The 13900-nt window shown below is 64.4% G+C and carries 15 protein-coding genes; 12 read left to right on the top strand and 3 right to left on the bottom strand.

The features are described from left to right. Positions 1-38 precede the first annotated feature (38 nt). From infA to R4P95_RS25335, 11 genes are all read left to right on the top strand, one after another. Positions 39-260: a translation initiation factor IF-1 gene (infA, locus tag R4P95_RS25385; RefSeq protein ID WP_003418601.1), complete on the top strand. Its 222-nt coding sequence runs from the start codon at positions 39-41 to the stop codon at positions 258-260. Positions 261-349: 89 nt separating this feature from the next. Continuing rightward, positions 350-463 carry a 50S ribosomal protein L36 gene (gene rpmJ / locus R4P95_RS25380; RefSeq protein ID WP_003938068.1) on the top strand — a complete coding sequence of 38 codons (114 nt, stop codon included), beginning with the start codon at positions 350-352 and terminating at the stop codon, positions 461-463. A 235-nt stretch (positions 464-698) separates the two neighbouring features. Then, positions 699-1073, top strand: coding sequence for a 30S ribosomal protein S13 (gene rpsM, locus R4P95_RS25375; protein ID WP_109331568.1), 375 nt, complete (start codon positions 699-701; stop codon positions 1071-1073). Then, positions 1073-1486, top strand: a complete 414-nt coding sequence (rpsK, locus tag R4P95_RS25370; RefSeq protein WP_213577171.1) for a 30S ribosomal protein S11 — start codon at positions 1073-1075, stop codon at positions 1484-1486. The genes rpsM and rpsK overlap by 1 nt, the downstream gene beginning before the upstream one ends. Before the next feature lie 22 nt (positions 1487-1508). Beyond that, positions 1509-2114: a 30S ribosomal protein S4 gene (gene rpsD, locus R4P95_RS25365; RefSeq protein WP_109331567.1), complete on the top strand. Its 606-nt coding sequence runs from the start codon at positions 1509-1511 to the stop codon at positions 2112-2114. A gap of 116 nt (positions 2115-2230) precedes the next feature. After that, positions 2231-3292, top strand: a complete 1062-nt coding sequence (locus R4P95_RS25360) for a DNA-directed RNA polymerase subunit alpha (protein ID WP_109331566.1) — start codon at positions 2231-2233, stop codon at positions 3290-3292. Between the two features lie 30 nt (positions 3293-3322). Next, positions 3323-3898 (top strand): 50S ribosomal protein L17, encoded by a 576-nt coding sequence (gene rplQ, locus R4P95_RS25355; RefSeq protein ID WP_213577173.1) that lies wholly within the window; start codon positions 3323-3325, stop codon positions 3896-3898. Positions 3899-3969: 71 nt separating this feature from the next. Beyond that, the gene (truA, locus tag R4P95_RS25350) at positions 3970-4782 is read left to right on the top strand and encodes a tRNA pseudouridine(38-40) synthase TruA (protein WP_317746957.1); all 813 of its coding nucleotides are present in this window, start codon (positions 3970-3972) and stop codon (positions 4780-4782) included. Between the two features lie 58 nt (positions 4783-4840). Continuing rightward, positions 4841-5959 carry a hypothetical protein gene (locus tag R4P95_RS25345; protein ID WP_317746928.1) on the top strand — a complete coding sequence of 373 codons (1119 nt, stop codon included), beginning with the start codon at positions 4841-4843 and terminating at the stop codon, positions 5957-5959. A 102-nt stretch (positions 5960-6061) separates the two neighbouring features. Beyond that, positions 6062-7060 (top strand): polysaccharide pyruvyl transferase family protein, encoded by a 999-nt coding sequence (locus tag R4P95_RS25340; protein WP_317746927.1) that lies wholly within the window; start codon positions 6062-6064, stop codon positions 7058-7060. Further along, a complete protein-coding gene (locus R4P95_RS25335) occupies positions 7060-7626 on the top strand; it encodes an NADPH-dependent FMN reductase (RefSeq protein WP_159925642.1) in 567 nt (188 codons plus the stop codon). Before R4P95_RS25340 ends, R4P95_RS25335 begins: the two co-directional genes overlap by 1 nt. On the opposite strand, the gene eccE is transcribed toward R4P95_RS25335, so the two are convergent. Continuing rightward, complete coding sequence (gene eccE / locus R4P95_RS25330; protein WP_317746926.1) at positions 7623-9269, bottom strand: type VII secretion protein EccE; 1647 nt, start codon at positions 9267-9269, stop codon at positions 7623-7625. The two genes, R4P95_RS25335 and eccE, sit on opposite strands and share 4 nt — an antisense overlap. A 113-nt stretch (positions 9270-9382) precedes the next feature. Here eccE and eccB point away from each other — a divergent pair, with 113 nt between their 5' ends. Further along, on the top strand, positions 9383-10861 hold the full coding sequence (gene eccB / locus R4P95_RS25325) for a type VII secretion protein EccB (RefSeq protein ID WP_213577178.1): 1479 nt from the start codon (positions 9383-9385) through the stop codon (positions 10859-10861). 65 nt (positions 10862-10926) lie between these two features. Here the strand turns inward: eccB and mycP are convergent, their stop codons facing one another. Both mycP and eccD read right to left on the bottom strand, forming a co-directional pair. Continuing rightward, positions 10927-12324: a type VII secretion-associated serine protease mycosin gene (gene mycP, locus R4P95_RS25320; RefSeq protein WP_213577832.1), complete on the bottom strand. Its 1398-nt coding sequence runs from the start codon at positions 12322-12324 to the stop codon at positions 10927-10929. Then, the gene (eccD, locus tag R4P95_RS25315) at positions 12321-13793 is read right to left on the bottom strand and encodes a type VII secretion integral membrane protein EccD (protein WP_213577179.1); all 1473 of its coding nucleotides are present in this window, start codon (positions 13791-13793) and stop codon (positions 12321-12323) included. The genes mycP and eccD overlap by 4 nt, the downstream gene beginning before the upstream one ends. Positions 13794-13900: the final 107 nt, after the last annotated feature.

Below are 13900 nucleotides of genomic sequence, written 5' to 3'. Positions count from 1 at the left end.
TGCAAGAAGCACGTCAAACAACATGGATCGCGGAGGATATGGCTAAGAAAGACGGGGCCATCGAGGTCGAGGGACGAGTAGTCGAGCCGCTGCCCAATGCGATGTTCCGCATTGAGCTCGAGAACGGCCACAAGGTTCTCGCCCACATCAGCGGAAAGATGCGTCAGCACTACATTCGCATCCTCCCGGAAGATCGCGTAGTCGTGGAGCTCTCGCCCTACGACCTGTCGCGCGGACGCATCGTTTACCGGTACAAGTAAAAAGCTTCCCCGCTCTGACCAGGTCGGGGAGAAGTACGTCCGCCGCGGAACTGCGTAGTGGGCTGCCACAAAACAGGAGATCAGAAGACGTGAAGGTTCAGCCGAGCGTCAAGAAGATCTGCGAGAAGTGCAAGGTGATCCGTCGTAACGGCCGGGTCATGGTGATCTGCGAGAACCTGCGTCACAAGCAGCGTCAGGGCTAGATCTCCGCTTTTCGAGGATCTGCTTGGCAACAAGCAAAGATGACCTCCCAGCACCAGCCAGTACTTTCGGCCACCGGGTTTCACCACCCACGGCAGGTACTGGTCCACCCCCGGCACGGAGGCCGGGGCCCCACTGAGTTAGTTGAGACCCCTTCGGTCGCGAGACCGCCGGAGTTTGAAGAGGCACAGGGGATGGACTGGGAGCAGACCTCCGCTCACCGATAGGAACTGCCACATGGCACGTCTAGCAGGTGTCGATCTGCCCCGCGAAAAGCGGATGGAGATCGCACTCACCTACATCTACGGCATCGGCCGTACCCGCTCCAAGGAGATCCTGGGCGCCACCGGCGTCAACCCGGATCTGCGGAGCAAGGATCTCTCGGACGAGGATCTGGCCAAGCTCCGCGAGTACATCGAGGAGTCGCTGAAGGTCGAGGGTGACCTTCGCCGCGAGGTCCAGGCCGACATCCGGCGCAAGATCGAGATCGGTGCCTACCAGGGGTTGCGCCACCGCCGTGGCTTGCCCGTGCGTGGTCAGCGCACCAAGACCAACGCCCGCACCCGTAAGGGCCCCAAGCGCACCATTGCCGGCAAGAAGAAGGCGAAGTAATGCCCCCCAAGTCACGTAGCACCGGTCCGAAGAAGACCCAGAAGACGCGTCGCAGGGACAAGAAGAACGTCCCGCACGGCGCCGCTCACATCAAGAGCACCTTCAACAACACCATCGTGTCCATCACGGACCCCGCCGGAAATGTCATTTCCTGGGCGTCCTCGGGACACGTCGGCTTCAAGGGATCGCGTAAGTCGACCCCGTTCGCCGCTCAGCTCGCTGCAGAGAACGCAGCCCGCAAGGCGCAGGAGCACGGTGTCAAGAAGGTCGACGTCTTCGTCAAGGGACCCGGCTCCGGCCGTGAGACCGCGATCCGCTCGCTTCAGGCTGCAGGCCTCGAGGTCGGCACCATCTCCGATGTCACCCCCCAGCCCCACAACGGCTGCCGTCCGCCCAAGCGGCGTCGGGTCTAGCGGGAAGGATAGGTAGAAAAAAATGGCACGTTATACCGGACCCATCACCCGCAAGTCGCGTCGTCTGCGCGTCGACCTCGTCGGAGGCGACCAGGCGTTCGAGCGTCGTCCCTACCCGCCGGGCCAGCACGGCCGTGCGCGGATCAAGGAGAGCGAGTACCTGCTCCAGCTGCAGGAGAAGCAGAAGGCTCGCTTCACCTACGGCGTCATGGAGAAGCAGTTCCGTCGTTACTACCAGGAGGCGAACAACCGCCCCGGTAAGACCGGTGAGAACCTGCTCCGCATCCTGGAGTCGCGTCTCGACAACGTCGTGTACCGCGCCGGACTGGCTCGCACCCGCCGCCAGGCACGTCAGCTGGTCACGCACGGTCACCTCCTTGTGAACAACAAGAAGGTCGACATCCCCAGCTACCGCGTCTCGCAGTACGACATCATCGATGTCAAGGAGAAGTCGCTGTCGACGCTTCCTTTCCAGGTGGCGCGTGAGACCCAGGGCGATCGCCCGATCCCGGGTTGGCTGCAGGTTGTCGGCGGACGGCTCCGGATCCTGGTTCACCAGCTTCCCGAGCGTGCGCAGATCGATGTCCCGCTGCAGGAACAGCTGATCGTCGAGTACTACTCGAAGTAAGGCCTCCGGCCCGTGCGCCTTTCTGGTAGTTCCCACTACCAGAAAGGCGCACGGGCGCGCAGTGCCTTTCCCATCGTGGGCGTCAAATAGCGGACGCCCGTACAGGAGGAAATCCAATGCTCATTTCTCAGCGACCCACGCTGACCGAAGAGGTCATCGCTGACAACCGCTCGAAGTTCGTCATCGAGCCCCTCGAGCCAGGTTTCGGGTACACCCTCGGCAATTCGCTCCGCCGCACGCTGCTGTCTTCGATCCCCGGCGCTGCTGTCACCAGCATCCGCATCGACGGCGTTCTGCACGAGTTCACCACGGTCCCCGGTGTGAAGGAAGACGTCACCGACATCATCCTGAACCTCAAGGGCCTCGTCGTGAGCTCCGAAGAGGACGAGCCGGTCACCATGTACGTCCGTAAGCAGGGCCCCGGCGCTGTGACCGCAGGCGACATCGTGCCCCCGGCCGGCGTCACCGTGAACAACCCGGATCTGCACATCGCCACCCTGAACGACAAGGGAAAGCTGGAGATCGAGCTCGTCGTCGAGCGCGGTCGCGGCTACGTCCCCGCCGTCCAGAACAAGGCGTCCGGCGCAGAGATCGGCCGCATCCCGGTCGACTCGATCTACTCGCCGGTGCTCAAGGTCACCTACAAGGTGGAGGCCACCCGCGTCGAGCAGCGCACCGACTTCGATCGGCTCGTGCTCGATGTGGAAACCAAGAACTCCATCACCGCTCGGGACGCGCTCGCTTCTGCGGGCAAGACCCTGGTTGAGCTCTTCGGCCTGGCCCGTGAGCTGAACGTCGAAGCAGAAGGCATCGAGATCGGACCCTCGCCCGCCGAGGCCGATCACATCGCTTCCTTCGGACTGCCCATCGAGGACCTGGACCTCACCGTCCGTTCCTACAACTGCCTCAAGCGCGAAGGTGTTCACACCGTCGGTGAGCTTGTCGGCCGTACCGAGTCCGACCTGCTCGACATCCGCAACTTCGGACAGAAGTCCATCGACGAGGTGAAGGTCAAGCTGCATTCGCTGGGCTTGTCCCTCAAGGACAGCCCCGCGTCCTTCGATCCCACCACCGTTGCCGGTTACGACGCCGCCACCGGAACGTGGAGTGACACGGATGCCGGTTCCTTCGGCGATGCCGACGGTACCGAGGACTACGCCGAGACCGAACAGCTGTAGCCGCTTCCGGTCCTTTACTAGGAGATCATCATGCCCAAGCCCAAGAAGGGTGCCCGCTTCGGCGGGTCGGCTTCGCACCAGAAGGCGATTTTCGCCAATCTGGCTACCGCGCTCTTCGAGCACGGTCGCATCACCACCACCGAGTCCAAGGCGAAGGCCCTGCGGCCGTACGCCGAGAAGCTCGTGACGCACGCCAAGGCGGGAACCCTGGCGCACCGCCGCGAGGTTCTCAAGGTCATCCGCAACAAGGATGTCGTACACACCTTGTTCGCTGAGATCGGCCCGTTCTACGCGGACCGTGACGGTGGATACACCCGCATCATCAAGACGGTTCCCCGCAAGGGTGACAACGCTCCGATGGCCATCATCGAGCTCGTCAAGGAAAAGACCGTCACCTCCGAGGCCGACCGCGCACGTCGCGTGAAGGCGTCGAAGGATGCTCCGGTCGCGGCCCCCGCCGCGTCGGACGAGAACGTTGTCGACGCAGTCGAGGCCGAGGCCACCGCCGCCGAGGTCGCGAACGCTGACGCCGTCGTCGACGCCATCGAAGACGAGTCCGCCACCGCCGCAGATGCGACAGAGGCCGACGAGGCCAAGAAGGACTAGTCCACTTGGTTTCGGCACACGCTGAATCGAACGAGCCCGTCACCCCCTCTCGGGGCGACGGGCTCGTTCGATTGCGGCTGGACATCGCCTACGACGGAACCGAGTTTTCCGGGTGGGCTCGCCAGAACGGGCTGCGCACGGTCTGCGGGGAAATCGAGGAGAAACTCGGAGCCGTCCTGCGTACCCCCCTGCAACTGACGGTGGCGGGACGAACCGACGCAGGGGTCCACGCGGCAGGTCAGGTCGCGCACGTCGACGTTCCCGCCGAGTCGCTGCCGGACGATCCCTCCCGACTCGTCCGCAGACTCGCCCGCTTCCTTCCGAAAGATGTACGAATCACCCGCATCTCACGTGCGCCGCAGCATTTCGACGCGCGATTCTCGGCGATGCGCCGACACTACGAGTACCGCCTGACCACCGCGGAGTACGGAGCGGATCCCCTGCGTGCCCGCGACATCGTGTCGCATCCGAAGGTGCTCGACCTCGACGTAATGCGCTCGGCGTCCGCCAGACTGATAGGGCTGCACGACTTCGCCGCGTTCTGCAAGCGCAGAGAAGGGGCCACCACCGTTCGCGATCTGCAACGCTTCGACTGGGAACGTGACGAGGAGATCTTCACCGCATTCGTCAGCGCCGATGCCTTTTGCTGGTCGATGGTTCGCAGCCTCGTCGGTGCCGTACTCGCCGTGGGGGAGGGCCGCCGCGACCTCGGGTGGGTGGACGAGTTGCTGCGAGAGCGGTCGAGGGCAAGTTCGATCCTGGTGGCACCCGCGCACGGTCTGTCGCTGGTTCGGGTCGACTATCCCGACGACGCCGATCTTGCGGCGCGCAATGAAGTCACCCGTGACCTTCGCACTCTGCCCGAAGGTTGCTGTGGCGACTGACTGAGGCGGAAAAACTCGCGGCCGACGAAGCCAATCGGGCTGTGCAAGAATCCGCATCATGCCATCAGAAATTCGTGTTCGAGTGGAGGATGCACGCAGCCGCACAGCCAAGGTCGGGGTTACGACCCCCAAGGGGCCGTTCGAGTTGCACGTCGACGCGAACGTCGACGTCGATAGATCGGCCACACCGTGGCTCCCTGCGCTGTCGGTTGTCGCGATGCGTCTTCATTCCGATCTGATCTTCTCGGATCCAGTCGACGCTCTCGCGTTGTCGAATCTTCCGCATGCTCAGCGGATTCTGCGCGATTGGTACCCGAGACGGTATTCGTCGGTAAGGGTGGAGGCAGACGAGGTAGCCGGGTCGGATGCTGGTTCGCAGCGGGGAGTGGGTTGCTTCTTCAGTGGAGGTGTCGACTCCTTTCACTCGGCAATCGCAGCGAGCGAACGCATTACGCATCTGATTTTCGTTCACGGGTTCGACATCAAGCTTTCGGATGTCGAGTTGGCGGCGAAGGCGGAGGCGGGAGCGCGAAACGCGGCGGATGCGCTCGGCAAGACGCTTGTCGTCGTCAGGACGAATCTCAGGCAGCTCTCGGACAAGGCGAGGTGTCTGTGGGGCACCGACTATCACGGAGCAGCGCTGGCGACCGTCGCGCACTCGTTGTCGGATCACATCCACACCGCGCTCATTCCGTCCTCCTTTCAGGAGGCTGATCTGCATCCCTGGGGTACGCATCCGGATCTGGACCCGTTGTGGTCGAGTAGTGCGGTGCGGCTGGAGCACTACGGCACGTCGTTGACGCGGACGGAGAAAATTGCGTTCCTCGCGCGAAACGACGTCGCGATGGACAATCTGAGGGTCTGCTGGAAGAACCGTGACGGCAAGTTCAACTGTGGCCGGTGTGAGAAGTGTGTTCGCACAATGGTCAGCCTTCGTGCCGCCGACGGCGCATCCCGCACTCTCCCTCACCGTGTGACACCGGAGGCAGTGAACCGTCTGTCGCTCAGCGGCACCGGCACGCTCTTCGCCCTGGAAAATCTGAACGCGTTACGAGAGTCCCGGGTCCGGGACCTGGAGTTGGAGACGGCACTCGAGCGCGCCATTCGGCGAGGGCGTACGCGGGACAAGGTTCTCGGTGGAATCACCCGACGCTGGCTGGGTATGACGAAGGGATAGGTGTCAGCAGCGTGGCTAGGCGTCGTTCGTATACCGGCGGGTATCGCGATGGTGCAGTAACGTGCAGGATGCCCCGAGGAAGTTCCCAGCCGTGAGGATTTCATGAACGACCCTTTGGACGATCTGCAACGAGCAACCATCGCTGCGCTCGCACCCACTGTGCAGCATGGACAGTCGGTCGCTCTCCTCGACTATCCGGCGCATTTCAACGCGGGTGACCTTCTGATCTACCAGGGGACGCTCAGCTATCTGGCCAGGATGGGTGCGAGCGTGGATTACGTCTGCGCGCTGCACACCTATGACACGAAGGTTCTGTCCGCGTGTGTTCCCGAAGGACCGTTGCTGTTGAATGGCGGCGGGAATTTCGGCGATCGATGGTTCGGCTACCAAAAGTTCCGTGAGCGCGTGATCGCGGAGCATCCGGAACGAAAAATCGTTCAGATGCCACAGACCATCGAGTTCCACGACGACGCAGCGCTGGCGAGGGCGCAGCGAATCTATGCGCAGCATCCCGATCTCACTTTGCTGATGCGGGACCGGCGCGGCTATGAACTAGCCCGTGAACTATTTCCCGAGAACACCGTCGTCTTCTGTGCCGATGCAGCATTGGGAGTCGGAAGGATCGCGCCCTCCGCCGAACCCACGCGCGATATCGTGCTTCTCAAACGCCGCGACCCCGAATCCGTTCAGTCCGCGAAGAGCCTTCCGGCCTCACTCGCGTCGGCGTACATGACGGATTGGCACGTCAGTGCCGCCGACAACGCCCAGTGGTGGCCCACGACGCTCGGACTTCTGCTACTGAACAAGCTGCCGGGTGTTCGGTCCCGTATGTACCCGCTGACGCGCCGTGCCTTCGACTGGCAAGCGGACATGGTGGTCGACAATGCAGTGGCGATCTTGTCGCAGGGGCGGCTCGTGGTCACCGATCGGCTGCATGCGGGAATCCTTGCCGTACTGATGGGCAAGCCTGTCGTCCTGGTCGACAATGCCAACAAGAAGGTGTCCAGAATTCATGGCGACTATCTGAGCAGTTTCCCGGATACCCACCTCGCCGAGAATTTCGATCACGCGGCCGAACTTGCCGGGCAGCTCGTTTCCTGATGAGCGAAATCGAGCCGGTCCGGTTAGAACTCATCATCGGATCGACCAGGGTCGGGCGCATTGCCCCCGTCGTGGCGAACTGGTTCGTCGAACGCGCTCGCACATATCCTCACGTGGAACTGGGCGTCATCGACTTGCTCGAAACCTCGCTGCCTCAGAACCTCGACGATTCTCCCGCCACCGACGCGTTCCGGGCACGGGTGGGGCGCGCCCACGGATTCGTGGCCGTCACATCCGAGTACAACCATGGGTATCCGGCCGCCTTGAAGACCGCATTCGACAGTGTGAAACATGAGTGGCGCGCAAAGCCCATCGGCTTCGTGTCGTATGGGGGAGTGTCGGGCGGCTTGCGTGCGACCGAGCAACTGCGCCAGGTCGTGGCGGAATTACACATGGTTTCGGTGCGTCAAAGTGTGAGCTTCCACCAAGTGCGCAAGAAGTTCGACGACAACGGTCGCACCACTGATGGCGCCGCCGTCGACTCGGCGGATCGGATGCTCGCGCAGTTGGTCTGGTGGGCCCGTGCTGTGCGACTCCAGCGTGCGACCGAGAGCTACCCCGGTTAGGACTGGTAGGCCGGCTGGTAATCGTCTACCGCGCGGGGCCGTCCGATGAATGCCGTTTCGGAGGAAATGGTGACCAGCATCAACTCGATACTCGTCCCGCCGGTCGACAGGAGAATCCGATCACCCATCGCGCTCGGCTGGACAATGGACAGGTCGGGTTCGGCGCCCGGCCACTGGCTGGGCTCGGCATAAAGGTAGAGAGCAGTGACGCCGGCCCGCGGGGTCGAAGCTTCGACACCGTCGAACACTACGGTGTTGAACCTGTTGTCGGATTGGGAATGTCCCGCGACGCGCAGGCGGTCGGGCGTGGCGATCGAGTCGATCAGGGACGACCATGCATCGGGCCGATCTGTCTGGATGAGGACCCGGGCCCCAGTGGCGACGGCACGGAACACGAGTTGCTGGGCGAGGTACAACTCGCCCGCGACGTACACCATGCCGACGCCCGGGCCGAAGATGCGTGCTGTTATCCCATGACCGTAGTCGTCGGATCCGATCAACTGGCCACACCCCGCCGGCGGCAACTGCAGGTGTCGCACTGCGTCGACCGGCACATCGGCCATAGGCATCACAGCGTTCAGATCAGACACTGCCACAGGAAGATTGGACAGCAAACTTTCTTTGTGGCGGCCTCGCATCGAGACGAGCCCGTGCACAGCGAATGGTTCCGGCATCGTCCGGGTGGTGATCCGACATCCGGCGCCGATCAGTACCTGCCCGTCGTTGGCGCTCGGTCGTAGCCGAATGGTCACGGTGGTGCCGAGACTGGACGGCACCCACAGTTTCGCGAGCAAATCTTTGGAGAGAAAGCGCGGATCGACGCTGTATCCGGTATTGCATACCCCCGGCAACAGAGCATGCTTCCACGTCTGAGTGAGAGATCTCGGGTCGACACCGCGGCTGACGGCTAGTGCTGCGGAATCGATCTCGGGTGCTGTGAGAATTCGGGCCCGGCATCCCGCGTCGGCGAGTGCGCGTACGACGCGACTTGCCGCGATGGTAATGGCGCGAGAGGCGCCGTGCTCACCACCGCCGCGGCGCGCGACGGCCTCGACACTGCCGGTCGCGTCGAATCGGAGGGCGACCCACACCGTCCGGGTGGCTGTCGCGGGAAGGGGACCGACCAGGCGGTCGTAGACATCGGTGGCCGGCGTGCCCGCGGCGGCGCGATACCCATGGCTGACGATATCGATGCCGCTGAGCGAGATATCGTGCTGGACAATGCATCCTATGAGCGCCTCGGTGGGAAGGTCGTGCGTCGACTGGAAGCCGTCCCGGGTGATCTGGGTCAGGCTTCCCGCCGGCGGAAGGACCTCGACCACCGCGACCACGCTTGCGCCGTCCCACCGCAAACCGACGGACTGTCCTGTCGGACCGGCGAAACTGACGGTGCGGGAGCGCGGGACCTTCGGTGTCGTGAAGTAGCGCAACGCCGTTCGCGCCCAGACCAGGGTCGACCACCCGCCGATGGGTACGACCGCCAGGAGCGCGACGACGACGGCGAGTATGACGGCGCACCACCACACCACTCCGCACACCGAGGCCAGTGCCCCGGCCAGAACTCCCACAATTTGCGCGACAACGACCTCGGTCGCCGAAACGCGATGTGCCAACGGCCAGCTTGTGACGCGCGAACGGTCCACGGTGCCTCCCCCGAATACCTGAACCCAGGCAGACCCGTACCCGTCCGCCGTGACGACTGTGATCCGAACTGTACTGTGTCACCCCGAGCGCTGTGCAGCACGGGGGAGGAACAATGGCTGTAACACCCACCACTCGGTGGCAGGTCAACGGGTATCGCTTTCTGGTCAGACGGATGGAACACGCACTGGTGCGGCGTGACGTACGAATGTTGCACGACCCTATGCGGTCACAGTCGCGCGCACTCGCGGTGGGGGTGGTGATCGCCTCGCTAGGACTCGCGGGGTGTGCAGCGCTGGCGCTGTTCCGGCCCCAGGACAAAATCGGTGACGCGTCCATCGTCGTCGGCAAGGATTCCGGTGCGATGTTCGTGGTCATGGGGGACACGCTGCGCCCGGTGCTCAATCTGTCGTCTGCCCGCCTCATTGTGGGGCAGGCCGAGAAGCCGGTAATCGTCAAAGAATCGGAGATCGACACTCGGCCCCGCGGGGCGCTGGTCGGAATCCCCGGTGCGCCGTCGGCGCTCCCGCCGGGTGACGCAGCAGCAAAGACACCGTGGGCCGTATGCGACTCGGTCGGGGCGGACGGACATCGTGCGGTCACGACCTCCGTAGTGGTCGGTGAGCCGGACCCGATCGAGGGCGGGGGAGGCCTCGCCCGCGACCAGGCGCTGCTGGTGTCCACCTCGGACGCCGCCTATCTGATGTATAACGGCACCCGCGCGAAGATCGACCTGCACGACCCTGCGATCACCCGTGCCCTCGGCCTCGAGAATGCCACGCCACGACCGGTAAGCCTCGGATTCGTCAACGCGGTTCCCGAAGTGCCGCCGCTGGTCGCGCCCAGCATCCCGGGAGCAGGGAGCCAGCCACGGTTTACTCTGCGCGACAAAGTGATCGGGTCGGTGTTCCAGGTAGTGATCGGATCGGAAACCACCCACTACGTCGTGTTGCGGGACGGAATTCAGAAGATCAGTTCCGCTGTGGCAAACCTCATCTTCCTTTCGGATTCGCACGGGGATATCGAGATGTCGAGTGTCTCGCCGGACGCCACCAACCGAATTCCTTCGGTGGAGCAGATCGCCGTGTCGAGCTTCCCGGAGTCGGCACCCGAGATCGTCGACGCCATCTCGAGTCCGGTGAGTTGCCTGATCTGGAAACCTTTGCGCGGACAGGACGAGACCGCAGCGAGTGGTCCGGCCGCCGAGTTGTCCCTTATTGCAGGACGTAGTCTCCCCATCCCCGATGGTGCGCACACGGTGAAGCTGGCGCAGGCGGACGGCGGCGGGGACAGTGCCGATTTCGTCTACGTCGAACCCGGTTCGGGGGGATTCGTGCAAGCGACCGGTATCGAACCCCACAGCACCCGGCGAGACAGCACGTTCTTCGTGGCTGACACCGGAGTACGGTTCGGCGTTCCCGACGCAGACGCCGCGAAAGCACTGGGGGTGACAGCCGAGCCGCCGCTCGCTCCGTGGCAGATACTCGGACTCCTCGCGCCGGGCCCCACGCTCGCGAAGTCCTCCGCGCTCGTCGCACACGACGGGGTGGCGCCCGACCCGGACCCGGCCGCAGTCGCCTCCGGTTCGAACTGAAACACCGAACTGCCAACTCGGGCCGACGCACATTCGCGTCGGCCCGGGTTGACTCGGAGAACGAGTCAGCTTCGGTGCTGCGTCGCGGACTGCAATTTCCGCCTGAGTGGGAATGACGCCAGCACTCCGAGGGTGAGCAGTGCAGCGAGCGAGCCGACCGCTACCAACGCGACATCGCGAGGGCGGTGATCGGGCTGAGTAACTGCAGGAAGGGCCTCCAGGGGGACCGAGCGTGCGGCGCCGTCGGTTGCTGCGCCGCCCGTCGGAACATTCGCAGATACGGCTGCGAGCGGGTCGATGACGCCGTGCCCGACAAACGGATTCCACCCTTCCGCGGGCGCATGCGCCGTGGCCTCGATACGCGCGATGACCTGCTGGGCCGACAATTGAGGAAACCTGGAGCGAACCAGGGCGACGGTGGCCGAGACATAGGGGGCCGCGAAGCTGGTGCCGTTGACGGGTTCTGCGCTTCCCTGAGCGCTGTACACGGTATTCGTCAGATCGCCCGTCGTCGGATGCAGTGAGGTAAGGCCCGATCCCGGGGCCGCGACGTCGACCCAGGGGCCCGCGAGGCTGAAGTCACTCACCCGACCGTCGGACTCGACCGACCCGACGGTCAGGACGTAGTCGTCGTACCACGCCGGGCTGGCGATGGTGCTCACCGAATCCCACAGGTCGGCTCCGGGTCGGAGCGGGTCGGCCGCCGGATTCTGAATCTTGCATTCCGCGGATCCATAGTTGCCCGCGGCAGCAACCACCACGACGTCCTTCACCGTCGCCGCATATTTGACGGCTGCGCCGAGATAGCGGTCGCCGCCGCCGATTCCTTCTGCCGCAGTCTTGCAGGCGACTTCGGAGATGTTGATGACGTTGGCACCCATGTCGGCGGCGCGCCGGACAGCGGCGGCCATGGTCGCGACGTTGCCGTATCCACCGACCGAGTTGCCGGCGTTGTCGACCTGATCGGTCTGCCCTGCGGGACTGTAGGCACTGCTCGATTGCCGGATTGCGAGGATGCGGGAGTCCGGAGCGCCGCCGGAGAAACCGGACCCGGGAACCTGTCGTGCGGCGATGAGGCCTGCGACGAGCGTTCCGTGAGCGTCACAGTCGGTTGTCCCGGTCTCGGTCCCGACCAGGTCACCACCATCGACGAGACCGGGAAGTCGCGGATGCCGCGCCACCCCGGTGTCGATGACCGCGACGAGCTGCCCGGCGCCCCGACTGATCGGCCACACCGAACGAAAATCGAGGTCCCGCTGAGCCACCGGGACTTCCGGACCATCGGGCACCCGTACGGCATCTTTGCACGGTCTTCGCTTCTCCACTTTGGTGCCGTCCTTCGGCGGAACCAGTCCCACGTCGATGGGTGCGGGTACCACTGCCACGGCGTTGCCTTCACCCAGTGCTGCGATGAGGGCCACCACCGCGGTGGCCAGAACCAGGCGACCCAGCCGCCGCATCACAGCCCGCGCATCAGCGAGTAGAGGCCGGTCACCCAGCACACCAGCGGGATGATCGACGTGATCAGGGCGAGGTCGATCAATTCGGCGACGCGTCGCATGACGGGCGAGAACGTCTGCCGCGGGGCGATGATGCCGAGGACCAGCCCGCCCGCTGCGAACAGCATTGCCACGGCGAACAGAACTATCGCGTAGTCGGGGACGGCGACCGCAGCTGCGGTGAGCAGCAGTACGAGGATCGTCACGCCGCCGCCGATCAGCGGAACGGCCTGCTCGGCGCTGCTGTAGGTGCGTCCCCGGAACATCAGGACGGTCGCGGTTGCAACGGCCAGACACAAACCGGGCCAGTAGATCTCGCCGTGCAGGGTGGGCTGGGCGGCCAGGAGTGCGCCGCTGACCGCGAGGATGGTCATGGCGGTGACGAGTCCGGTGAGATACCTGCGCGCACGTGTGGCGCGTTGGGCAAGGGAATCGAACGACGGCATCGTGGTCTCGTCGTCCGGATCGTCCTCGGAAGGATCGACCGAGGTACCCGGTGCGGGAACAGGCGGCAGTGGCAGCTTCGCCAGCAGTATCGCCACGCGAGCCGATGAGGCGAGCCCTGTCAATGCGGCGGCGACGACGCCGGCGGCCACCGCGGGCGCTGCGGTGTCGGTCGTCGCCGATACCAACGCGGCGAGGGTGCCGAACAGGGAGGCTACCGCCAGAGCCGTGAAGACTCTCAGCCCCACACCACCGAGTCGCAGCGCGAGGACCGCGGTGGTGCCCGACAGTGCGAGCCCGAGGAGCAGGTGGGCAGCGGTCAAGTCGCCGGGGACGAAGAGCATCCCGGCGGCGAAGGCCGGCGGAACGGCGCACCCGCTGAGAACGACGGAACTGGCTGCGTCACCGTAGATGCGGCCGGTGACCGCACCGGCGACGAGGAAGAGGAGGGCCGATGTCAGTGCGCAACCTGCACCGACGAACCCGTCCGTCCCGGATTCGGACCACAGCAGCGCGAACGAGCCGATCACCGTTCCGAGCCCGGCGGCGGCCGAACCGACGACCCGTGCGGAGCCGCGCGTCCATTCGCGGTCCGCATCGGCATCGGCGATGGCGACGTTGTACATGATGTCGTCGAACAGGGGCGGCGGGGCACTGTCCTGCACACTCTGCAGGACCAGGAGGTCGCCGTCGCGAATACCGTGCTCGTGCAACGTCAGCGTGGTCGAGAGCGGGGACTGACCGATTTTCGCGAGAACCCACTCGCTCGGTTCGTACTGCTCGAGTGAATCGTCGAAGTCATTGGTGCTGCGATGGCTGCGGATCGTGTCGACGATCCCCGGAACGAGGATGGCGATCGGAACACCGAACGGCACCGCCATGTCGACCTGTGAATGGGTCGAGAGCACGGTGATCCGGCACAGGTCTGCTGCGGCACTCGGACGCGTGGACGGCGCGGACGCGCGCGACTCGTCATGGGCGATGGACAATACGATTTCCCCCCACTTTGCGACGCACATCCCACCCTGCGTCGTTACGGCACTGATCGACGACCACTCGGAGGCCGTCGTCCGATTCGATCACGGGAACACTACGT

It is taken from the genome of Rhodococcus sp. IEGM 27 (genome assembly GCF_033142305.1).
In the GTDB taxonomy this organism is placed as follows: domain Bacteria; phylum Actinomycetota; class Actinomycetes; order Mycobacteriales; family Mycobacteriaceae; genus Rhodococcus_F; species Rhodococcus_F oxybenzonivorans.
This window is presented reverse-complemented; position numbering and strand designations above follow the sequence as displayed.

Coding starts and splice junctions, on each gene's coding strand:
- R4P95_RS25345 (WP_317746928.1), top strand. CDS start 4,841: ATGCCATCAGAAATTCGTGTTCGAGTGGAGGATGCACGCAGCCGCACA.
- infA (WP_003418601.1), top strand. CDS start 39: ATGGCTAAGAAAGACGGGGCCATCGAGGTCGAGGGACGAGTAGTCGAG.
- rpsM (WP_109331568.1), top strand. CDS start 699: ATGGCACGTCTAGCAGGTGTCGATCTGCCCCGCGAAAAGCGGATGGAG.
- R4P95_RS25360 (WP_109331566.1), top strand. CDS start 2,231: ATGCTCATTTCTCAGCGACCCACGCTGACCGAAGAGGTCATCGCTGAC.
- R4P95_RS25335 (WP_159925642.1), top strand. CDS start 7,060: ATGAGCGAAATCGAGCCGGTCCGGTTAGAACTCATCATCGGATCGACC.
- rpsD (WP_109331567.1), top strand. CDS start 1,509: ATGGCACGTTATACCGGACCCATCACCCGCAAGTCGCGTCGTCTGCGC.
- R4P95_RS25340 (WP_317746927.1), top strand. CDS start 6,062: ATGAACGACCCTTTGGACGATCTGCAACGAGCAACCATCGCTGCGCTC.
- eccB (WP_213577178.1), top strand. CDS start 9,383: ATGGCTGTAACACCCACCACTCGGTGGCAGGTCAACGGGTATCGCTTT.
- rpsK (WP_213577171.1), top strand. CDS start 1,073: ATGCCCCCCAAGTCACGTAGCACCGGTCCGAAGAAGACCCAGAAGACG.
- rplQ (WP_213577173.1), top strand. CDS start 3,323: ATGCCCAAGCCCAAGAAGGGTGCCCGCTTCGGCGGGTCGGCTTCGCAC.